Origin of the sequence: Peribacillus sp. NPDC058075, from assembly GCF_042885195.1 — a bacterium.
Taxonomy (GTDB): Bacteria; Bacillota; Bacilli; order Bacillales; family DSM-1321; genus Peribacillus.
Window position 1 is genome coordinate 332,272 of the sequence record NZ_JBHVSL010000003.1, and the last position, 20,075, is coordinate 352,346.

The 20,075-nt window shown below is 42.3% G+C and carries 21 protein-coding genes; 6 read left to right on the forward strand and 15 right to left on the reverse strand.

Features of this window, described 5'->3' with window-relative positions; genetic code table 11:
- Nucleotides 1–49 precede the first annotated feature (49 nt).
- The 5 genes from ACFVS1_RS22380 (at nt 50) to ACFVS1_RS22400 (ending at nt 2,798) form a co-directional block, all read left to right on the forward strand.
- On the forward strand, nt 50–253 hold the full coding sequence (locus tag ACFVS1_RS22380; RefSeq protein ID WP_352926773.1) for a DUF1657 domain-containing protein: 204 nt from the start codon (nt 50–52) through the stop codon (nt 251–253).
- 288 nt (nt 254–541) lie between these two features.
- Nucleotides 542–1,546: a stage V sporulation protein AD gene (gene spoVAD, locus ACFVS1_RS22385; protein WP_352926770.1), complete on the forward strand. Its 1,005-nt coding sequence runs from the start codon at nt 542–544 to the stop codon at nt 1,544–1,546.
- A 9-nt stretch (nt 1,547–1,555) separates the two neighbouring features.
- Nucleotides 1,556–1,717 (forward strand): hypothetical protein, encoded by a 162-nt coding sequence (locus ACFVS1_RS22390; RefSeq protein ID WP_387550580.1) that lies wholly within the window; start codon nt 1,556–1,558, stop codon nt 1,715–1,717.
- On the forward strand, nt 1,701–1,907 hold the full coding sequence (locus ACFVS1_RS22395) for a DUF1657 domain-containing protein (RefSeq protein WP_187050408.1): 207 nt from the start codon (nt 1,701–1,703) through the stop codon (nt 1,905–1,907). The genes ACFVS1_RS22390 and ACFVS1_RS22395 overlap by 17 nt, the downstream gene beginning before the upstream one ends.
- Before the next feature lie 30 nt (nt 1,908–1,937).
- Entirely contained in the window at nt 1,938–2,798 is an 861-nt protein-coding gene (locus ACFVS1_RS22400) for a DUF421 domain-containing protein (protein ID WP_387550583.1), read from the forward strand.
- Nucleotides 2,799–2,806: 8 nt separating this feature from the next.
- On the opposite strand, the gene ACFVS1_RS22405 is transcribed toward ACFVS1_RS22400, so the two are convergent.
- The gene (locus ACFVS1_RS22405) at nt 2,807–3,328 is read right to left on the reverse strand and encodes a YitT family protein (RefSeq protein WP_352926765.1); all 522 of its coding nucleotides are present in this window, start codon (nt 3,326–3,328) and stop codon (nt 2,807–2,809) included.
- A 193-nt stretch (nt 3,329–3,521) separates the two neighbouring features.
- The gene (gene rlmD, locus ACFVS1_RS22410) at nt 3,522–4,892 is read right to left on the reverse strand and encodes a 23S rRNA (uracil(1939)-C(5))-methyltransferase RlmD (RefSeq protein WP_387550586.1); all 1,371 of its coding nucleotides are present in this window, start codon (nt 4,890–4,892) and stop codon (nt 3,522–3,524) included.
- A 189-nt stretch (nt 4,893–5,081) separates the two neighbouring features.
- Between rlmD and ACFVS1_RS22415 the strand changes: the two genes are divergently transcribed.
- Nucleotides 5,082–5,300 carry a methionine aminopeptidase gene (locus tag ACFVS1_RS22415; protein WP_352926759.1) on the forward strand — a complete coding sequence of 73 codons (219 nt, stop codon included), beginning with the start codon at nt 5,082–5,084 and terminating at the stop codon, nt 5,298–5,300.
- Between the two features lie 44 nt (nt 5,301–5,344).
- Here the strand turns inward: ACFVS1_RS22415 and ACFVS1_RS22420 are convergent, their stop codons facing one another.
- From ACFVS1_RS22420 to pcrB, 13 genes are all read right to left on the reverse strand, one after another.
- Nucleotides 5,345–5,920, reverse strand: coding sequence for a GNAT family N-acetyltransferase (locus ACFVS1_RS22420; protein ID WP_387550589.1), 576 nt, complete (start codon nt 5,918–5,920; stop codon nt 5,345–5,347).
- A 62-nt stretch (nt 5,921–5,982) separates the two neighbouring features.
- A complete protein-coding gene (locus ACFVS1_RS22425; RefSeq protein WP_241590133.1) occupies nt 5,983–6,897 on the reverse strand; it encodes a diacylglycerol kinase in 915 nt (304 codons plus the stop codon).
- Between the two features lie 179 nt (nt 6,898–7,076).
- Entirely contained in the window at nt 7,077–8,003 is a 927-nt protein-coding gene (locus ACFVS1_RS22430) for a LiaF transmembrane domain-containing protein (protein ID WP_387550593.1), read from the reverse strand.
- Nucleotides 8,000–9,064, reverse strand: coding sequence for a hypothetical protein (locus ACFVS1_RS22435; protein WP_387550596.1), 1,065 nt, complete (start codon nt 9,062–9,064; stop codon nt 8,000–8,002). The genes ACFVS1_RS22430 and ACFVS1_RS22435 overlap by 4 nt, the downstream gene beginning before the upstream one ends.
- Nucleotides 9,057–9,524, reverse strand: coding sequence for a hypothetical protein (locus tag ACFVS1_RS22440; protein ID WP_387550599.1), 468 nt, complete (start codon nt 9,522–9,524; stop codon nt 9,057–9,059). The genes ACFVS1_RS22435 and ACFVS1_RS22440 overlap by 8 nt, the downstream gene beginning before the upstream one ends.
- Entirely contained in the window at nt 9,521–10,063 is a 543-nt protein-coding gene (locus ACFVS1_RS22445) for an RNA polymerase sigma factor (RefSeq protein ID WP_387550602.1), read from the reverse strand. The genes ACFVS1_RS22440 and ACFVS1_RS22445 overlap by 4 nt, the downstream gene beginning before the upstream one ends.
- 165 nt (nt 10,064–10,228) lie before the next feature.
- Complete coding sequence (gatB, locus tag ACFVS1_RS22450) at nt 10,229–11,656, reverse strand: Asp-tRNA(Asn)/Glu-tRNA(Gln) amidotransferase subunit GatB (RefSeq protein WP_251432209.1); 1,428 nt, start codon at nt 11,654–11,656, stop codon at nt 10,229–10,231.
- A 12-nt stretch (nt 11,657–11,668) separates the two neighbouring features.
- Nucleotides 11,669–13,129 (reverse strand): Asp-tRNA(Asn)/Glu-tRNA(Gln) amidotransferase subunit GatA, encoded by a 1,461-nt coding sequence (gene gatA / locus ACFVS1_RS22455; RefSeq protein ID WP_241590138.1) that lies wholly within the window; start codon nt 13,127–13,129, stop codon nt 11,669–11,671.
- Between the two features lie 12 nt (nt 13,130–13,141).
- Nucleotides 13,142–13,432 carry an Asp-tRNA(Asn)/Glu-tRNA(Gln) amidotransferase subunit GatC gene (gatC, locus tag ACFVS1_RS22460; protein ID WP_137018236.1) on the reverse strand — a complete coding sequence of 97 codons (291 nt, stop codon included), beginning with the start codon at nt 13,430–13,432 and terminating at the stop codon, nt 13,142–13,144.
- A 339-nt stretch (nt 13,433–13,771) separates the two neighbouring features.
- The gene (locus tag ACFVS1_RS22465; protein WP_352926737.1) at nt 13,772–14,941 is read right to left on the reverse strand and encodes a CamS family sex pheromone protein; all 1,170 of its coding nucleotides are present in this window, start codon (nt 14,939–14,941) and stop codon (nt 13,772–13,774) included.
- Between the two features lie 11 nt (nt 14,942–14,952).
- Nucleotides 14,953–16,959, reverse strand: coding sequence for an NAD-dependent DNA ligase LigA (gene ligA, locus ACFVS1_RS22470; protein WP_387550607.1), 2,007 nt, complete (start codon nt 16,957–16,959; stop codon nt 14,953–14,955).
- Between the two features lie 103 nt (nt 16,960–17,062).
- The gene (pcrA, locus tag ACFVS1_RS22475; protein WP_387550610.1) at nt 17,063–19,309 is read right to left on the reverse strand and encodes a DNA helicase PcrA; all 2,247 of its coding nucleotides are present in this window, start codon (nt 19,307–19,309) and stop codon (nt 17,063–17,065) included.
- 61 nt (nt 19,310–19,370) lie between these two features.
- The gene (gene pcrB / locus ACFVS1_RS22480; protein WP_387550612.1) at nt 19,371–20,054 is read right to left on the reverse strand and encodes a heptaprenylglyceryl phosphate synthase; all 684 of its coding nucleotides are present in this window, start codon (nt 20,052–20,054) and stop codon (nt 19,371–19,373) included.
- Between the last annotated feature and the right edge of the window lie 21 nt (nt 20,055–20,075).

Genomic DNA, 20,075 nt, shown 5'->3' on the forward strand with positions numbered 1-20,075 from the left:
TTTTTTCCTTATCCTAATAAGGCAGTTAAAACACTAAGGAGGTTTATATATGACAGTAATAAACGATGTCAAAACAACTATTGCAGGGCTGAAAAGTGCTCAGGCGAGCTTTGAAACCTTCGCCCTTTCCACAGATAATGAGCAAGCCAAACAAATGTACCAGCAAGCTGCGCAACAAACACAAACAATTGTTGACAGCATCACTCCTCGCATTGAAGAGATTCAAAACGAGGAACCTCAATATAAGCAATAATCATTCATAAAAAAAGGTTGGTTAAAGCAACCAGCCTTTTTTTTATATCCATTCAGTTCTTTTATATATCAAAGACAAGATTTTCTCGAAAATTTCAGGTCGGCCCTCTCCTTACCTGACTTGGGGTGTTGGACGAATGAGCGGCTTTGGTCCACTTTCAGCTTTCGGTAATGCCGCTATTTCTGTTTTCGATTTAGGAAATGGCACCAATAGTCAAATTGGCTGAAGCATTTATTTTATTAGTTTTACCTTAGCACTGACAATTCTCATACATTGGGGTGGTTTATAATGCTTACGGGGCATCGTACATGGGTGTTTGATCAAAAGCCTGTCATCGTCTCCACAGGAACTGTCGGCGGTCCATTTGAAGCAAACGGTATGCTTGCGGATGATTTCGACCTTCTCCATTCCGATTTATGGATAAATCAAGATTCCTATGAAAAGGCACATAAAGTTTTATTGGAAGAAGCGAGCACAAAAGCAATCGAAAAGGCTGGTCTTCAGAAGGAACAGATACAATTTTTCCTTGGAGGAGACCTTATCAATCAAATAACACCTACTAGTTTTGCCTGCCGAACACTGGGAACACCTTATCTCGGCTTATTTGGCGCCTGCTCCACCTCCATGGAGGGATTGGCACTTGGTGCTTACCTTGTCAATACCAAAGGAGCAGAGTACTTATTGACAGGAGCATCAAGTCATAACGCCGCAGTGGAAAAGCAATTCCGCTACCCAACTGAATACGGAGGGCAAAAACCTCCGACAGCCCAATGGACCGTTACGGGAGCCGGCGTGGCTTTATTAAGCAGCGCCGGGGAAGGTCCAAGGGTCACCTCGGCTACGATAGGCCGTGTCATCGACATGGGATTGACTGACCCTTTCAATATGGGTGGTGCCATGGCCCCGGCCGCTGTGGATACGATTGAAGCCCATTTAAGAGAAAGAAACCTCGACCCATCCTATTATGATTTAATAGTGACTGGGGATTTAGGAAAGATTGGACATGAAGTTTCTTTGGCATTATTTGAAAAACACGGTACGCCGATTAAAGAAGAGCAATATAAAGATTGCGGTTTAATGATATACAGGGATGGTCAACCGGTCTTATCCGGGGCAAGTGGCCCTGGATGTTCCGCAACCGTTGTTTATGGTCATTTATTAAATCGCATGAAAAGGGGAGAGATAAAACGATTGCTCGTCGTGGCTACCGGTGCCTTGTTATCTCCCCTATCCTTTCAACAAAGTGAGACGATTCCATGCATTGCCCATGCCGTATCGATTGAAAATGAGTGAGCCACAACCATGATTTACTTGTGTAACGGGTTTGAAGTGGTTTCGGAAGCATTAGCGGATGCGGAAAAGAATGGGATTGTTCGGTTGTTGTCGCTCGCATGGATAACAGCCTGGAGTGTACCGACCCATGAACTAAAAATTAGGAGGATGCTGCATGACAATAGCTTCTAATGTAAAACAATGTGTCTCTAGCCTTAAAGGAATTGAAGCAGGTTTATCCAGCTTAGCACTCCGGACTCAGGATGATGAATCTAAACGCATCTTGCATGAAACGATGCTGGTGGTGAATGAAGTTATGAAGGATGTACAGAAGCGCGTGGGAGAATTAGAACGGGAAGAACCACAATATAAAGGTTTTTAAATACAATGATCAAGCAGGAGGTGTTTGGTAATGCCGGATTGGATAGAAATTGTTTTGCGTTCATTATTTTTTTTAATTGTTCTTTTTGTGATCACAAAAGTGTTAGGCAAAAAGCAATTGTCCCAGCTCTCCTTTTTTGAATATGTAACGGGCATAACCATTGGTAATGTTGGGGCAGAATTAGCTACGAAAGTGGAGGGCAATATTATACATGGCGTACTGTCCATTCTCGTTTTTGCCATAGCACCCTTCATTGCAGGATCAATATCCCTAAAAAGTAAAACTTTCCGTGATCTTGTGGAAGGAAAAGCATCAGTTTTCATCAAAGATGGGAAAGTAATGGAAGATAATCTAAAAAAAGAGAAATATACCATCGATGAATTATTGGGATTGCTCCGGAAAAAGGATGTTTTCGACATTTCCGAAGTTGAGTTTGCCTTATTGGAAGCCGACGGGGATTTTTCCGTCATGCTAAAGAAGCAAAATCAACCTATAACACCCAAGGACCTTAACCTGCCAGTGGCTGCAGTAAAGGAGCCGCAAACCATCATTATGGACGGCAGCATACTTGATGAACCGCTTTCCACGATTGGTCTGAACCGAAATTGGCTTCATACTGAACTGGATAAGTTGGGTGTACTCTTAGAAAATGTGTTTCTTGGTCAAGCTAATTCTAACGGGGAATTAACTGTGGACCTTTATGATGATAAACTTAAAGTTCCTTCTCCTCAAGAAAAACCTCTTTTGCTCGCGACCTTGAAAAAATGCCAAGCGGACTTAGAGTTATTTGCCCTTGGAACTGAATCAAAGGAAGCTAAAGAGATGTTTAGCAAAAATAGCGAAAAGCTTCAAAGGGCAATAGATGAAGTAACCCATATCTTAAGGAACTGATTATATATTCACTTCCTCACTTTCATAAGCGATGTGATCAGTCCAATGATGACGATCGTCACACATGAAAAAAGGAATATTTCGATACCTAAGGTGAATGCTGCAGCTGAAATGATTAGTGTATCTATGACGATAATCGCCAAAGCAATATCCATGGAGGTAGATTTTGAAATGATTTTAGCTAACATATCCGTTCCCCCGCTGCTTGTCTCATATCGAAGCATGAGTCCTATGCCCATCCCTATGATGGCACCGCCAATCAAAGAGCTTGTTAGTATCGACATGGAAAAGATCTTTTTCAATGGATTAAGCCAATCCATAAAAAGGGATGTCAGAAGCAATCCGTGAACGCTGCTATAGAAAAAAGGCCTTTCATAGTACCAGGCATATAAAAATATAGGAATACTAAGGATCAACATGGATAGCCCTGTTTGAAAACCAAAGAAATAATGAAGGATGAGTGCAATCCCAATAACGCCGCCATCTATTAAATGATGCGGAACTAAAAAGCCATTGATTCCAATACCCACCAAAAAGCTACCGACAATTACAGCAACCGCTTTTTGAAAATTAATAAAATCACCTGCCTCAATTTCATATATTTCTTACTATATGTCCAAGTCAGGGCGTCAAGAATATCCATTCAAAAAAAAATTCCCCTTCTTTTACTTCGATTTAACTGCGTGAAAAAGGGCCCGGTCATTTAGACCGGGCCCCATTCCATCATTTCAACTCTAATAACACTACATTTTCAACATGTGTCGTCATCGGGAACATATCAACAGGCTGGATATCAACTGCTTTATAGCCGCCTTCTTCCAAGATATGAAGATCACGCGCCAGAGTGCCCGGGTTGCATGATACGTAGACGACTTTGTTTGGCTTCATCTCGATGATCGTATTCAGAAGGGACTCTTCACAACCTTTGCGAGGAGGATCCACGACGATGATATCCGCAGTGTTACCATTTTGATACCATTCAGCAATAACGTTACCTGCATCGCCAACCATGAATTCTGCATTTGAGATATCATTCAATTCAGCGTTGCGGCGTGCGTCTTCTATCGCTTCTTCGACCACTTCGACACCGATTACTTTTTTCGCTTTTTTAGCTAAAAATAAAGAGATGGTTCCAATGCCGCAATAGGCATCAATCACCGTTTCTTCACCAGTCAGCCCTGCATAGTCAAGTGCTTTATCATAAAGGACTTTCGTTTGATCTGGATTGATTTGGTAGAAGGATTTTGCTGAAATCGCAAATTTCACTTCACCGATCATATCATGGATCACTTCGTCGCCCCATAGTACAGTCATTTTATCGCCCAAGATAACATTCGTTTTCTTGGAATTCACGTTTTGAACGATGGATTTCACTTGTGGAAGACGTTCAACGATTTCCTTCACGATGGTTTCGATGAAAGGGATACTCTTCGTTCTTGTAACAAGAACGATCATTAATTCGCCTGTTTGCTTGCCATAACGGGCCATGATGTGCCGCAAAACACCTTTATGCGCCTCTTCATTATAAGCAGGGATACCAAGTTTACTGAAAATCTCTTTAACAACTTGAACCGCTTCATTGATCACTTCATTTTGAATAATGCTTTCTTTCGTTTCAACGATTTCATGTGTCCGCGGTTTGAAGAACCCTGCTATTAGCTTGCCATCCTTTTCACCAACAGGCACTTGCGCTTTATTGCGATAATGGGTTGGATTCTCCATCCCGATGATTGGGTGAACCTTCACATCCTCAAGTTTCCCGATACGTGTCATCACTTCACGGACTTGCTTTTCCTTGAATTCCAACTGACCTTCATAGCTCATATGCTGCAGCTGACAACCACCGTATTTAGGGTAATCTTCGGTCGTGACCTCAACACGGTATGGACTGTTTTCGATTATCTCCATCAAGCGGCCAAAGCCATAACCCTTATTAGCCTTCATCACTTTAATTTTTGCTTTTTCACCTGGAAGGGCGCTCTGAACAAAGATCGGGTAGCCATCGACTTTAGCGACGCCAGCCCCTTCATGTGTTAAATCTTCAAATAAAACTTCTATAATATCATTTTTAGCAACTGGTGCTGTTTTTTTCATATCATCTTCTCTTTTCTTTTTTATGCTAGCCTGTATTTTACCACAATAGAGGCCTTGTCACAAAACCACTCACCAATTTACCTTGGTTTTCATAAAAATATAGTGGAAGGAATTACGGATTTTTCATAGTTCCATGAATAAAAGTTCACTAAAAAAAGAAAAATAAGGAAAAACAGATGAGGTGAGGAAATGGGTTTATTTAACTCTATATCGGCCTGGAATGCTACAAGGTTAGAAAAACATCGTGCAAGTATGGAGGAAAAAGGCCTCTGTCCGGATTGTTACGGACGTGGATACAGTTCCTTCGTACCTACGGAATATCATTTTTCCGATATACACGACTGTCCCGGCTGTAATGGCACCGGATCTTACGCTGATTGGGCCGCCATGAATGGACAGCAAATGTAATCGCATACAGTGCCAAATCTCAAATAAGTAAAAAGGACCCCCTGTTAAACAGGAGGTTCTTCTATTTCCTTTACCATATAGCGAAATTCATGACCGCTAATCGAAATGGTTTTAATTTCCGCATACCCCAATCTGCTATAGAGACGATTCGCCGCTTCATTTTCCTTTTCAACGACTAAAGAAATCGTTGGGTATCCCTTATGTTTAGCATATCCCTCAACATATTGAATCAGTGCACTGCCAATACCTTTTCCTTGAAAATCCGGGTCGACGGATACTGTATCCAAATAAAAGTCTCTCATTTCCGCTTCCTTATCGAGCGTAACGCTTGGGTCTTTCATCTTCATCCTTAATTGTTTCACTATCGGTTCATCCAAGCTTTCTGCATCCTTGCCATGGTAAGCAATGATCAATCCAGATACTTGTCCATCATGTTCACTGACAAGCGTATTTTCATAGCTGACCCGATTCCCACTTTTCCTGAACAAATCGGCAAGAACGGAAAGTATCTTTTCTTCTTCCGTTTCACCTGTCAAAACCTCTGCAATTTCCTTAATCGCTAACCGGGTCAATACGGCTGCCTTTTCCGCATCCTCCGGCGTCGCTTTCCTGATATACATGTTTGTAATTCTCCTTGCTTCATTAAACTGAAAAGGCCACCAGATTCAGTGGCCACTTCAACCTATTTATTTGCCGGATCGTCCGGCAGTATTCCTTGCGGGATGAATACATCAAAATGGCGGTACTGATTTACGAATTCAGCTGGGGCCATCCCGCCAAATTCCCCATCCAAGTTAAGCATCATGTCCTTTTTGGCATGTACTTTAATTCGATTGGCTTTTTCATAAATGACGTTTTTATCATGGATATGCTCACCGCGCATTGCCAATGTTGCAACACGGACAATATCAGCAAGGTTTGCCTTTTTCAAAATAAGCAACGTGAACATCCCATCATTCAAAGAGGCGTCAGGTGCCAATTTCTCGAAGCCCCCGACCGAATTCGTGTTAGCCACCAAGAAAAGCATGATCTCTCCTTCAAAAAGCTTTCCATCATATTCAATAGAAACTTCCGTCGGCTTAATTGAAGGGAGCATTTCAATTCCTTTAATATAGTACGCTAGCTGACCAAGCATGGTTTTCAGCTTGATCGGCACGTCGTAGGTCAATTCGGTCAATCTGCCCCCGCCAGCAATATTGATGAAATACTTATCGTTCATTTTCCCAATATCGACCGGCATCGTATGCCCACTTGCAATAATTTCGGCTGCTCCTTCGATCGACTTCGGTAAATGCAGCGCCCGTGCAAAATCATTGGTCGTTCCCGTCGGAATGATACCTAGTTTAGGACGTTTCTCTGCAGTGGCCAGTCCATTAACAACCTCATAAATCGTACCGTCGCCCCCTGCTGCAATAACTACATCATAGCCGCGTTCAATCGCTATCTTAGCCGCTTTCGTCGCATCCCCGGCACCGGTCGTCGCATGTGCAGAAGCTTCATAACCAGCTTCTTCAAGTTTTGCTAGCACACCTGGCAGGCTCTTCTTAATGGCTTCCCGGCCCGAAGTCGGGTTGTAAATCAACCTTGCTCTTTTCATTTCCCATCATCCTTATACATATTGATTCCATAATTTACATCTTAATCCTTCATTACATGAAAAGCAATATTCGAAAAAAAGAGGACCGTATTTCGGTCCATATCTTTTACATTTCACTAGAAATCGTATCAGGGAAATTATAATGCTTTTTTCAATTTTATTCTAGTAAATGATTTCAATCATGGATTTTGAACGTTCACGTTAAATGTATCGGTAACCGTTAAAGTATGTTTCCCTTCACCAGTATTGAATATCCCGTTCTTTTTTACAATGCCATCTTCACTTGTTCCTTCTTTCACTTCAGTCATCTTCCAGCCACTCTTAGGGCCTTCAAGTTCCTCAACCCCTCTGGCATCTATCTTGATATCACTATTATCTTGAAGGAATACACTTAGACTTCCGCTGTCCTTCACACTCCAGTCATTCAAGAGCTTTCTAGGCTTCAAGACAAGATCGGTACTTTGTCCGTCTATCTCCACTGCCAACTCAGCAGGGATTATAAGGGTTGCCTTAAGATTCCTTGTACCACCGTCTAAAAGTCCATTTTGACTCGGCAAATCCTTGAAGCTAATATAAAGAGTATCACCATTTCTTTTAACAAGTAAATAATCTTCCGCCTTGTTCAACAATGAATCAGCATCTTCCATTACCCGCTCACCATATGTTCCAAAAACGGAAACTTCTTCGTCCTTACCACTTTCAATCGTCAATGGGTATGAGCCAGTGTCCAGGACAACTCTCTGTATGCCCTTCCCTGCCTTTTGATTAAAACCAGGCAAATTGACCGTTTTCTCTTCACTATTAACGACAGCCCTAACTTGATCCATCAATCCGCTGGAAGTAAGCAGAATTAAAACTATTCCCGTCGTTCCAAGCAATCCCACAAAAAGAATGCTAAGAATATCATACTTTACAAAAGAACTTTCTTTTCTGGAAAAATAAATATAGAAGAGAATCTCTGCCCCCAAGATAATGAACAGCAACGGCCACCACGATAGCAGAATCGTCGTCAAATTCATATCCGCAATTTGAGAAACGAGTAAAACCAAACCCAAACCAACCAGGGAGATCCCCATCGAAATCGTTCCGACTCTCCATGTTCTCATTTTTTCTCCTCCTCGACTCTCCCTTTTTTACTTCCCGATAGCAATTTGATTCCCCCGCCTATGAGAAGGATGCATACAAGTCCTTTTTGAAAATAATCTCTAAACCAATACTCCAAATTGCTTCCAATCCATTCATCTAAATGAGGGGCAATGGCCGGGACAATTATATTACTGGCCAAGAAATAGATTCCAATTCCCACCAACCCCAGCCCTAGCCATTTTTGGTGATTGACCATACCCGATATGATTGGCGTATCTTCTACTGGACCCTCTTCCATTTTCGAGGCTTTTTGCAATCCATCAAAAAAACTATAAAACCAGATAATCGGAATAAGGAAAAAGAAGAAACCTAACCGGAGTAAATCCAGTATGTAAATGGCGAATAAAAAGCCTGCCATCAATTGAATCCCACGTTTTTGCAGTCCTAAATATAAGTGACCTGCACCAGGAAAAATGGCGAATAAAGTCGCTACCGATTTGCTCTTCTTCCCTGAATCCCTTCTCTCCTCGAAATCTTCCAAAACGGTCTGATCGATAAGATCCTCACCTCTTTGCTTTTTATTCAGCTGTTGTACAGAATCAAAAAAGCTGTAAATCCAGATAACAGGCAATAATGCCATGAATATTAACAGACCTTCCATTTGTGTCATCACACTGATGAATGCCACCATGATGCCAAGGCCTAAAAAGCCGATGAGAAAAATGAGTCCCCGATTCATGAGACCCAGCTGAAAATGTCCTAATCCTGGAACGAATGAAAGGATGATTACATAAAATCTTTCCGCCTCCGGCTGATCGGCCCCTACATTCTCTTCACTTTTAGGATTCCTCAGTGAGGTGACCACCAAATCAAATATACTGATGAAATAAAACACCATTCCAACAACGGAAAAAGCCAGAAACGCATCCGATTGACTGATTAACGAAAGAAATAGACCTCCAAGCCCCAATCCAGCCGTGGCAAGAAAATAAAATAACCCTTTATATTTCCTTCCTAGGTAAAAATGTCCGAAACCTGGCAGAAACGATAATAAAAAAGCTAATACCGGACTTTTATTCATTTCTAAACCCCTCCTTATTTTTCTTTTCGATTGTGTCCATCCAATTAAATGTTTTATCAATAAGCCCATCGGTCAAGGACTGCGTTTCCTTACCGCTGCTTGATTCCACAGAATCCACGTATTCCGTCAATGATTGAAATACTCCGCCTGCCATCAATAAAATCGTAAACCCGGCCGCAATCAGGTAATGTCTTGTAATCGTCCGAAGTGATTTCTCTTTTCGGTGCTGCTTAGCCTCTTCACCAGAACCTTCTTTCAATAGGCTAATCGAGTCCATGACAGGACCTGCAATATCAAATCCTTCGATGTCCAGACTGGTTTCTTCATTTTCCATCGCTTCCATATAGGCGGACAAACACTTGTCACAGGAGTATAGATGATTTTCATATTCAATTTTTAGAGCCTCTGGTATTTCATCTGCCAAATATGCCACCCATTCTGATCCAGGAACATGATTCATGAAAAATCCTCCTCTTTCCAATGTTTTCTCATCCAATTTCTTGCCCGATATAGCTTTACCTCGACAGATTTCACTTGAATATGCTGTTCCTCTGCAATTTGCCTGAATGTCTTTTCCTTTATGTAATAGCTATATACAACATCCCGATATCCCTCTGGAATGTCATTCAGCTTCCGTAATACTTGCTTTCGCCTTTCATTCCGAAAGAATACGGCCTCGGCATCATCCGTTAAGCCCAAATTAGCTTCCGATGAATGTTCTTCCTGCAAATCTTCCTTTTGGCGTTCCCTCTTTCTCTTTAGATCGATAGCATGATTGACCGCAATTCGGGTAATCCAGGTTTTGAAGCCTTGGTTCTTATATTGAGGAAGAGAGGTGTAGATTTTGATAAAGACTTCCTGGGTAACATCTTCTGCATCCTTTTGATTCCGCAAGACGGAATAGACAGTCCTATAAATCGTCTGTTTATATGTTTCAATCAACATTCGGAATGCATGATCATTCCCAGCCCTTACCTTTTCAACTAACTCATCCGTCACTTCTCTTCCTCCTTTCCTTTAATCATTCATGTAATAGACGCACAAAAAGGAGTTACCCCTACAGATAACTCAAAAAAAAATCAAAAATATTTTTCCGCCTTTTCACGGTAACTCTTTTCTTAATCAAGAGAAAACCGTACCACTTTAAAAGTGATACGGTCAATATTAACGTTTATTGATTTCTTCCACCAAAATTTTATTAACAAGCTGTGGATTGGCCTGTCCTTTTGTCGCTTTCATGATCTGTCCGACAAGGAAGCCGATTGCTTTTTGTTTACCGGCCTTAAAATCTTCAATTGATTGCGGGTTATTATTCAAAGCTTCTTCAACGGCTGTAAGCAATGCGCCTTCATCGGAAATTTGGACTAGTCCCTTCTCCTTGACGATCGTTTCAGCATCCCCGCCGTTTTCAATCAATTCTTTGAAAACTTTTTTCGCGATTTTAGAAGAAATCGTGCCATCTTCAATAAGCTTGATCATTCCAGCCAACGATTCAGCAGTCAATTTGACATCATGCAGCTCTTTACCTTCTGCATTCAAGAAAGCGGAAACCTCGCCCATGATCCAGTTAGATGCCAGCTTAGCATCCGCGCCTGAAGCGACTGTCGCTTCAAAGAAATCAGCACTTTCTTTCGTTACCGTTAAAACGGCTGCATCATATTCCGGTAAGCCAAATTCTTCGACATAGCGTTTTTTCCGGGCATCCGGAAGTTCCGGAATCTCGGCTGCGATACGCGCTTTCCATTCTTCATCGATATGGATTGTCAATAAGTCCGGTTCAGGGAAGTAACGATAATCATCGGAGCCTTCCTTAATTCGCATTAGTACCGTTCTGCCTGTAGCTTCATCGAACCGGCGTGTTTCCTGTTCGATTATGCCGCCTTCATTCAAGATTTCCGCTTGGCGGATTTCTTCATGCTCCAACCCTTTGCGGACGAAGTTGAATGAGTTCAAGTTTTTCAATTCGGTTTTCGTACCGAATTCTTTTTGGCCGACAGGTTTCAAGGAAATGTTGGCATCACAGCGAAGTGAGCCTTCTTCCATTTTACAATCGGAAACGCCGGTGTATTGAATGATGGATTTCAATTTTTCCAAATATGCATAAGCTTCTTCCGGGGAAGTGATATCCGGTTCGGATACGATTTCAACTAGAGGCGTACCTTGGCGGTTATAATCACAAAGTGAGTAGTTCCCTTTATGTGTCAGCTTTCCAGCATCTTCTTCCATATGAATACGGGTAATGCCAATTTTCTTCTTCTTGCCGCCCACTTCAATCTCAATCCAACCATGTTCACCGATCGGCTGATCGAACTGTGAAATTTGGTATGCTTTAGGATTGTCCGGGTAAAAATAGTTTTTTCGGTCGAATTTCGTAATTTCCGCCACTTCGCAATTCAGGGCAATTGCAGCCTTCATTGCAAAATCAACAGCCTTTTTATTGACGACAGGCAATACACCTGGGTAGCCTAGGTCGATTACAGTCGTGTTACTATTTGGAGCGGCACCAAAATGATTTGGGCTCGCTGAGAAAATTTTAGAATCCGTTTTTAATTCTACGTGTACTTCTAGACCAATCACCGTTTCAAAGTCCATTTTTTTCACCCCTTACAGCTTAGGAAATTGTTTATGAAAATCTGTTGCTTGCTCAAATGCGTGAGCCGCGCGGTAAATCGTGCTTTCATCAAAATGCTTCCCAATCATTTGCAGTCCAAGCGGAAGCCCATTCGCCGCGAATCCACATGGCACGGATATACCCGGTACGCCAGCAAGATTGACTGGAATCGTCAAGATATCATTCGCATACATCGTTAATGGATCGTCGACTTTCTCACCAATTTTAAATGCAGGTGTAGGTGTAGTCGGCCCAACGATGACATCGTATTTTTCAAAGACATCTTCAAAATCTTTTTTGATTAACGTACGTACTTTTTGAGCCTTTTTATAATAAGCATCATAATAACCTGAACTTAAGGAGAACGTTCCAAGCATGATACGGCGTTTCACTTCGTCACCGAATCCTTCTGCACGGGTTTGCTTATACATTTCTATAAGTGTTTCTGCATTGTCTGTACGATGTCCGTAACGCACACCGTCAAAACGTGAAAGGTTAGCCGAAGCTTCCGATGAAGATAGAAGATAATAGGCAGCTAAAGCGTATTTGGAATGCGGCAAGGATACCTCTTCCCATTCAGCTCCAAGCCCCTCTAATACTTTTAACGCTTCCAGTACGGAATTACGCGCTTCTTCCCCAACGCCTTCGCCAAGATATTCTTTAGGCACAGCTATTTTCAATCCTCTAACATCGCCTGTTAATGAATTCACAAAATTCGGCACGTCAACATTAGCAGAGGTCGAATCCATTGGATCTACACCTGAAATCGCTTCAAGCAAATAAGCGTTGTCTTCCACAGTTCTTGTAACCGGACCGATTTGGTCCAGTGAAGACGCAAATGCTACAAGTCCGAACCGTGAAACCCGTCCATATGTAGGTTTTAAGCCGACAACTCCACAATATGCCGCTGGTTGGCGGATCGATCCACCCGTATCGGAACCTAAAGAGAATAGGACTTCACCGGAAGCGACAGATGCAGCTGAACCACCCGAAGAACCGCCTGGCACATATTCCGTGTTCCAAGGGTTGCGTGTTGCCTGAAACGCGGAGTTCTCATTGGAGGAACCCATCGCAAACTCATCCATGTTCAATTTCCCGATCGTAACCGTTTCTGCATTCTGTAGCTTTTGAACAACGGTTGCATCATAGATTGGATCAAAGTTCTCCAAAATTTTGCTCGCACAAGTCGTACGCAAATTTTTAGTGACAATATTATCCTTCACTCCGATCGGCATACCAAATAAAGCGCCTTCGTTCTCGCCTTTTACCAATTGATCATCCAATCGTTTAGCTTGATTGCGGGCGTTTTCTTCATCAAGTGTCAAAAATGCCTTCACCTTGTCCTCTACCTGTCCGATTCGCTTATACGATTCGTTAACAAGATCAGTGACACTGATTTCTTTCTTATGTAAGCGTTCATGAAGCTCAGAAACCTTTTGTTCGAACAACGACATCATTGTCCCTCCTTATTCAATTATAGATGGTACACGGATATATCCATCTTTGCTATCCGGTGCATTTTTAACTACTTCTTCTACTGGCAATCCCGGTTTTGCGACATCTTCGCGCATAACATTCTTCATATCCAATACGTGAGAAGTCGGGTTTACTTGATCCGTATCAAGCTCATTCAACTGCTCCGCGAATGAAATCATTTGGTCAAGCTGATGCTGAAACTGTTGTGCTTCTTCTTCCGTAATGGCCAAACGAGCCAAATGGGCAACGTGTTTAACTTGTTCCATAGAAATACGTGACATTCTCTTCACCTCCGAAAAAATATCCAAATCGACTGAATTTCGTCGCTTTTCTCCATATAATCATCGTTTAAATCATATCAAACTATTACACAGTAAAGCAACAAGAGATGCCATGTCGAAATTCAATTATTTCATAAGGAAAAAGAGATATTTTCCGGGAAATATGGGAAAGTTGCCGGAATTTCCGGGGAAATGACAATAAGTCCTTTAAAATTCGACAAATGTTCCCCCTTTTAAAGCATTTGCTCCCTGAAATGGAAGGGTTTACTTCCTGGTTAAAGGTTATTTTGGATACTTCCCAAGTCAAAAAAAGATGAAGCCGCTAAGCTTCATCTTTTTTCATTCATATATATGAACGGTTGGTTCGTCCTGATTCGCTTCACGGACTATGAGTGCTTCAGGTCCATTTACAGAGGTGATGGATACCTGTACGGCAATATATTTCGGGAAACGTTCCATTACAAGTCCAGCAACATATTGGGTAAAGCCGATCGCTTCCGAGTTCCCATAAAATTGAATGGGGATATCGATGTTCAGACTTTGCAATTGATCATCCATATAAAACGCCCTGCCGATTACTCCGTTGAAGTTAGGAAAGTATTCTTCGACATCTTCTTTAAAGTTCGTGAAAGTATTGACGTCATCACGGTATTTTTTTTCAGCGCTTGCAGAAGGAAATAGGAAATATTCTTCATTCAAGTTCGTCCATTTTCCAATATTGTCAGAGTTTTTATCGATATTCGTATAGGAAATGAAATTCCCAGGGACTACTGAAGATTTTTCATTTTGCTCGAATAAGGCAATCGTAATCGGAACATTTTTCAGCTTGTCCATTTTACGCAGCCTTTTTAAAACTTCTGCAGCAATTTTCTCCCCTTCTTGCTTTAGCTTTTTACTATCGATTTTATTTTCATAGGTGGCACCGAATGCCTCCTTTTGATAATAATGCACTGAATTCAGCGCAAGACCTATTACAACTCCGCCAAGGTTCACTGAATTATCTTTTGTTTTGACCAAGTAATTATGTTCTAAAATATGGGCAAGATAGATTGGGTTTTCTTCATTCCGCTTATCAATATCACCTTTACCTGGATCAACCGGATTCAAGCCAAGGTTCTCTGAGGCTTTCTTCTTCTTTTCTTTCAACTGACTATCGGTATATTTTCTGTTCAGCCAGGAAGATATGGTGGAACTATCTAGCATTTGACCCTCTTGAAACAGATAATCTTCCGGGTCGAATTGGGTTTGCGCCAACCGCATCAAACCATTTTCGAATTCTTCAATGTCATAACGGGTATTTAGATTCGATACGACCAAACCGCGTGCTTTTGATGGTTCAAACGGTAGGATTGTTTGATAATATTCTTCCGAAATTTTATACTTCGGAATAATTGCCGTTTCTTTTTTGTCTTTGGAGTCTTGAACTACCTCTTGCTTTTCCTCAAAACTAGGCGCACATCCAGCAAGAAGCAGTATAAGAATCATCCCCAAAATAGAGTGTTTCCTCATAGCTACACCTCTTATTTATTTAGTTCCTCAATTAGTCTCTCTTCATCCCATACCATGACGCCAAGGCTTTCAGCTTTTTCCAGTTTGGAACCGGCATCTTCGCCAGCTACGACCAAATCGGTTTTCTTGCTGACACTTCCAGCAACGTTAGCTCCTAGCGCCTCTAATTTCTCTTTTGCTTCGTTACGTGTTAACTGATGCAGTTTCCCGGTTAAAACAACTGTTTTACCGGCAAAAATGGAGTCGATATCTTCAATGGCAACAGCTCTTTGCCCTTTGAAAGTAAGATTCACACCGGCTGCATCCAGCTCATTCAATAATGCATCGACTTCTTCCAATTCAAAATAAGCAACGATGGAATCAGCCATCTTATCGCCAATTTCATTAATGGCCGTTAGTTCTTCACGGCTCGCCTTGCTTAAGGCTGCCATCGTCCCGAATTCCCTCGCTAGCGTCTTGGCAGCTTTTGAACCAACATGGCGAATGCCCAGCCCAAATAGTAATTTTTCCAACGAGTTGTTCTTCGAAGATTCGATTGCTTGAAGAAGTTTATTGACGGATTTATCCCCCATCCTTTCCAAAGCAATCAGTTGATCGTATGTAAGCTTATAAATATCAGCCACATCTTGTATGAGTTCTTCTTTAAATAACAAGCTAATCACTTTTTCACCAAGACTGTCTATATTCATTGCTGTACGGGAAACAAAGTGAATCAAGCCTTCCCGTATTTGTGCAGGACACTTCGGGTTGATGCAGCGTAAAGCAACCTCCCCGTCCAGCCGGACAAGTTCACTGCTGCATTCCGGGCACTCAGTCGGCATCTGGAACTCGACTTCTTCCCCTGTACGGCGCTCTGCCAGTACATTGACTACCTCTGGAATGATATCACCCGCTTTTTTCACGACCACTTGATCTCCGATTCTGATGTCCTTTTCACGGATTAAGTCTTCGTTGTGAAGTGAAGCTCGCTGTACAGTGGTACCTGCTACCCGAACGGGATCCAAAACGGCGGTCGGGGTCAATACACCCGTACGGCCAACATTCAGCTCGATATCCCTTAGGGTTGTAATGACTTCTTCAGCTGGGAATTTATAAGCAATCGCCCATCGCGGACTTTTAGCAGTAAATCCTAATTCGTCCTGCTGTTCAAGGGAATCCACCTTTACGACAATTCCATCAATATCATAGGCTAAGTTTGGACGGTGTTCCGTCCATTCTACTATATAGGCCAGCACTTCCTCTATATTCGAGCATCTTTTTCTTTCACGATTTGTCTTAAACCCGAGTCGATCCAATAAATCCAGGCCCTCACTGTGGGAACGGACCCCTGTTTCGCCCAAATCGGCAATCGCATAAAGGAAAATATCCAAGTTCCGTTTCGCAGCAAGTTTTGGGTCAAGCTGCCTTAACGAGCCGGCCGCTGCATTTCTTGGGTTTGCAAATGGTTCCTCACCGCGTTCTTCCTTAGCCTTGTTTAATGATTCGAATGATTTTTTTGGCATGAAGGCCTCACCGCGCACTTCTATGGCAAGCGGCTCCCTCAGCTTCAATGGAATCGACTTGATCGTTTTTAAATTAGCGGTAATATCTTCACCGATCGTTCCATCTCCACGGGTTGCCCCTCTTACGAAATATCCATTCTCATATTGAAGAGTGACGGCAAGTCCATCAATTTTCAATTCACATACATAGGAAAAATCGTCACCTACGGATTGTCTGACCTTTCTGTCAAAATCCCGTAAGTCACTTTCATTGAAGGCATTGCCTAAACTAAGCATTGGTGTGGTATGCTCCACTTTTTCAAACATATCCAAAATGGCGCCACCGACCCGTTGTGTCGGTGAGTCCGCCGTTTGCAGTTCCGGAAATTCCTCCTCATACTCAATAAGTTCACGGAGCAGGCGATCATATTCAGCATCAGGTACTGATGGCTGGTCCATCACATAATATTCATAGCTGTATTGGTTCAACAGCGTTTGCAGTTCTAGAACTTTCTTCTCTGCAGCTTGTAAGTCCATACGTTCAATCCTTTCTAAAGAAGACTCCACCGCACTTCTTATAGAAGAGCGGTGTGTCTAAAGTCAGATATCCCTATTCTTTACCAGTGGAAACATATTAATCTTAAGCTTTTTCAACTGGTGCAAATTTCGCCAATAAGCGCTTGATGCCGATTGGACTTGGAAAGGCTATATCCAATTCCTTCCCTTCGCCTTCCCCTTTTACGCTTACCACGGTTCCTATACCCCATTTTTTATGGGAGGCACGGTCACCGACAGCCCAGCCGATCTCTTCACCGCCCGTTGCGGATGGCGCAGAAACAGCTCTTCCGAATGCAGGCACTTTTCTTGTTGAAGCAGTTGAAGGAGATTCGGTTCTCGAAGAACTGAAAGGTGTTTGCCTAGCTCTAGGGGCCGGTTTCGGTTTTAGATCTTCAAGAAGTTCATCTGGTATTTCACTAATGAAACGTGAAACGGGATTCATGCTCGTCCGTCCATACAATGTCCGCATTTGGGCATTGCTTATGAATAGTTCATTTTCAGCCCTTGTAATTCCCACATAAGCCAGACGGCGTTCTTCTTCCATCTCCTCTTCATCCATAAGCGAGCGGCTGTGAGGGAATACCCCTTCTTCAAGGCCCAATAGAAAGACCACCGGATATTCAAGTCCCTTCGCTGAATGCAGCGTCATCAACGTTACCGTATTTGTAGCTTCTTCGGAATTCTCATCAAGTTGGTCTATATCGGCAACCAACGCAAGGTCAGTCAAAAATCCCACCAATGATTTGTCCTCGCTGTTATCTTCGAATGCTTTCGTAACAGATAAAAACTCATCTATATTTTCAAGGCGGCTTTGTGATTCAATCGTTTTTTCCGCCTGCAGCATCTCACGGTAACCGGTTTTCTTAATGACTTCCTCCACAAGTTCCGTCACGGATAAGTATTCCTGCTGATTTGTATAGTTAGTGATCAGCGTATGGAATTCCCTTGCCGCTTTGGTAGCCTTCCCGCTTATCCCTGCCATTTCAACGGATTCCAGTGCTTTATAAATGGAAACATCATATTGATCCGCATAATCTGCCACTTTGTCCATTGAAGTTGCACCAATTCCGCGTTTTGGTACATTGATTACCCGGCGAAGACTGATGTCATCATCAGGATTCGCAATAAGGCGAAGATAGGCAAGTAAATCCTTAATCTCTTTACGGTCATAGAACTTGGTGCCCCCGACAATTGCATAATTTATATTGGATTTAAGCAGAACTTCCTCCATGACACGTGATTGTGCATTTGTTCTGTAAAGTATTGCTATATCTGAATATTTCCGGCTGCCATCCTGGACTAACTCATTTATCTTTCCGGCTACGAATTGCGCTTCCCCTTGTTCATTGTCTGCACGGTAATAGAATATCTTATTGCCATCTGCATTCTCGGTCCAAAGATTTTTCGGCTTCCGGTTTTGATTGTTATCGATGACCTTATTCGCCGCTGCAAGAATCTTTTTCGTCGAGCGGTAATTCTGTTCAAGGAAAATCATGTTGGCATTCGGATAATCCTTTTCAAATGAAAGGATATTCGCAATATCCGCACCGCGCCAACGATAGATCGATTGATCGGAATCCCCGACAACACAGAGATTACGGAAGCGTGAAGCCAATAGTTTAACAAGCATGTATTGAGCCCTGTTCGTATCTTGGTACTCATCAACATGAATGTATTGAAATTTACGCTGATAATATTCAAGGACCTCAGGTACGAGCTGGAACAATTGAATCGTCATCATGATCAAATCATCAAAATCGAGCGCTGAATTTTTACGCAGCCGTTTTTGGTATTCCGTATATACATCGGCCGTTACTTTAGTGAAGTAATCAGACGCCGTCTTCAGGTACTCTTCCGGTCCGACCAATTCATTTTTCGCTGAACTGATGCTACCCAAAATGGCACGATAATCATATTTCTTTGTATCCATATTACGGTCTTTCATGATTTGTTTTATGACCGATTGCTGATCCGTCGTATCCAATATCGAGAAGTTCCTATTAAATCCGATACGGTCGATATCTCTTCGTAAAATACGGACGCACATCGAGTGGAAAGTCGAAATCCAGATATCTTCGGACGCACCGCCAAGTATGGCACGGATCCTCTCCTTCATCTCACGTGCCGCTTTGTTGGTGAACGTGATTGCAAGGATGTTCCAAGGCGCTATTTCCTTCTCGACCATCAAGTAAGCTATTCGGTGAGTCAGCACACGCGTCTTTCCACTTCCTGCCCCAGCCATGATTAAAAGTGGGCCATCAGTTGCTTTCACTGCTTTTTGTTGCTGTTCATTCAAACCTATTAGTAATTTTTCCGCTAAATATTGCATTATCACACCACCTATACGAACATTCGTTTCTGTTTTAGTATACTATATTTATTATATGATTTCATTTAACTGCCGAAACTGTTGCAAGTGCCACTTTCAAATCTTCATATATCACATTGCCGACAACGATGACATCCGCAATCTTGGACATCTCTTTGGCCTGTTCAACCGATTTTATCCCACCGCCATAGAATAGTACGGTATCCTCCAAACTCTCCTTGACCGCTTCCACCATTTGGACATCGCCATACTCACCGCTGTATTCTAAATAAAAAATCGGCAGGTTGAACATCTTTTCTGCCATCATCGCGTAAGCACCCACATCATCCATATCCAAATCGGTATTGGCTTTCGTCAACTGGGCCGCCTTGCACTCAGGATTCAGGATACAGTACCCTTCAACGAAAATTTCATCCCAATTCAAAAGGTAACCGTATTCCTTGACTGCTTGCTGATGCAATTTCATCATCCAATCCGGGTTGGTGCTATTCAGGACACTCGGAATGAAATATAAATCAAATCCTGGCGTCACCGTTTCAACTGAAGAAATTTCCATCACACATGGGACGGTATATCGTCTGACACGTGCCATTAAATGAAGCACATTCTCTAGCGTGATTCCATCCGTTCCCCCGACCATGATTGCATCAGTACCGGATTCACAGACTTTTTCTAGGGCCTCATCACTTATTTCTTTATTTGGATCGAGTTTGAAAACATGTTTCCACTCGCGAAAATCGTACATTATAATCCTCCATTCACACTT

Coding starts and splice junctions, on each gene's coding strand:
- ACFVS1_RS22380 (WP_352926773.1), top strand. CDS start 50: ATGACAGTAATAAACGATGTCAAAACAACTATTGCAGGGCTGAAAAGT.
- spoVAD (WP_352926770.1), top strand. CDS start 542: ATGCTTACGGGGCATCGTACATGGGTGTTTGATCAAAAGCCTGTCATC.
- ACFVS1_RS22390 (WP_387550580.1), top strand. CDS start 1,556: ATGATTTACTTGTGTAACGGGTTTGAAGTGGTTTCGGAAGCATTAGCG.
- ACFVS1_RS22395 (WP_187050408.1), top strand. CDS start 1,701: ATGACAATAGCTTCTAATGTAAAACAATGTGTCTCTAGCCTTAAAGGA.
- ACFVS1_RS22400 (WP_387550583.1), top strand. CDS start 1,938: ATGCCGGATTGGATAGAAATTGTTTTGCGTTCATTATTTTTTTTAATT.
- rlmD (WP_387550586.1), bottom strand. CDS start 4,892: ATGAAAAAAACAGCACCAGTTGCTAAAAATGATATTATAGAAGTTTTA.
- ACFVS1_RS22415 (WP_352926759.1), top strand. CDS start 5,082: ATGGGTTTATTTAACTCTATATCGGCCTGGAATGCTACAAGGTTAGAA.
- ACFVS1_RS22420 (WP_387550589.1), bottom strand. CDS start 5,920: ATGTATATCAGGAAAGCGACGCCGGAGGATGCGGAAAAGGCAGCCGTA.
- ACFVS1_RS22425 (WP_241590133.1), bottom strand. CDS start 6,897: ATGAAAAGAGCAAGGTTGATTTACAACCCGACTTCGGGCCGGGAAGCC.
- ACFVS1_RS22430 (WP_387550593.1), bottom strand. CDS start 8,003: ATGAGAACATGGAGAGTCGGAACGATTTCGATGGGGATCTCCCTGGTT.
- ACFVS1_RS22435 (WP_387550596.1), bottom strand. CDS start 9,064: ATGAATAAAAGTCCGGTATTAGCTTTTTTATTATCGTTTCTGCCAGGT.
- ACFVS1_RS22440 (WP_387550599.1), bottom strand. CDS start 9,524: ATGAATCATGTTCCTGGATCAGAATGGGTGGCATATTTGGCAGATGAA.
- gatB (WP_251432209.1), bottom strand. CDS start 11,656: ATGGACTTTGAAACGGTGATTGGTCTAGAAGTACACGTAGAATTAAAA.
- gatA (WP_241590138.1), bottom strand. CDS start 13,129: ATGTCGTTGTTCGAACAAAAGGTTTCTGAGCTTCATGAACGCTTACAT.
- gatC (WP_137018236.1), bottom strand. CDS start 13,432: ATGTCACGTATTTCTATGGAACAAGTTAAACACGTTGCCCATTTGGCT.
- ACFVS1_RS22465 (WP_352926737.1), bottom strand. CDS start 14,941: ATGAGGAAACACTCTATTTTGGGGATGATTCTTATACTGCTTCTTGCT.
- ligA (WP_387550607.1), bottom strand. CDS start 16,959: ATGGACTTACAAGCTGCAGAGAAGAAAGTTCTAGAACTGCAAACGCTG.
- pcrA (WP_387550610.1), bottom strand. CDS start 19,309: ATGCAATATTTAGCGGAAAAATTACTAATAGGTTTGAATGAACAGCAA.
- pcrB (WP_387550612.1), bottom strand. CDS start 20,054: ATGTACGATTTTCGCGAGTGGAAACATGTTTTCAAACTCGATCCAAAT.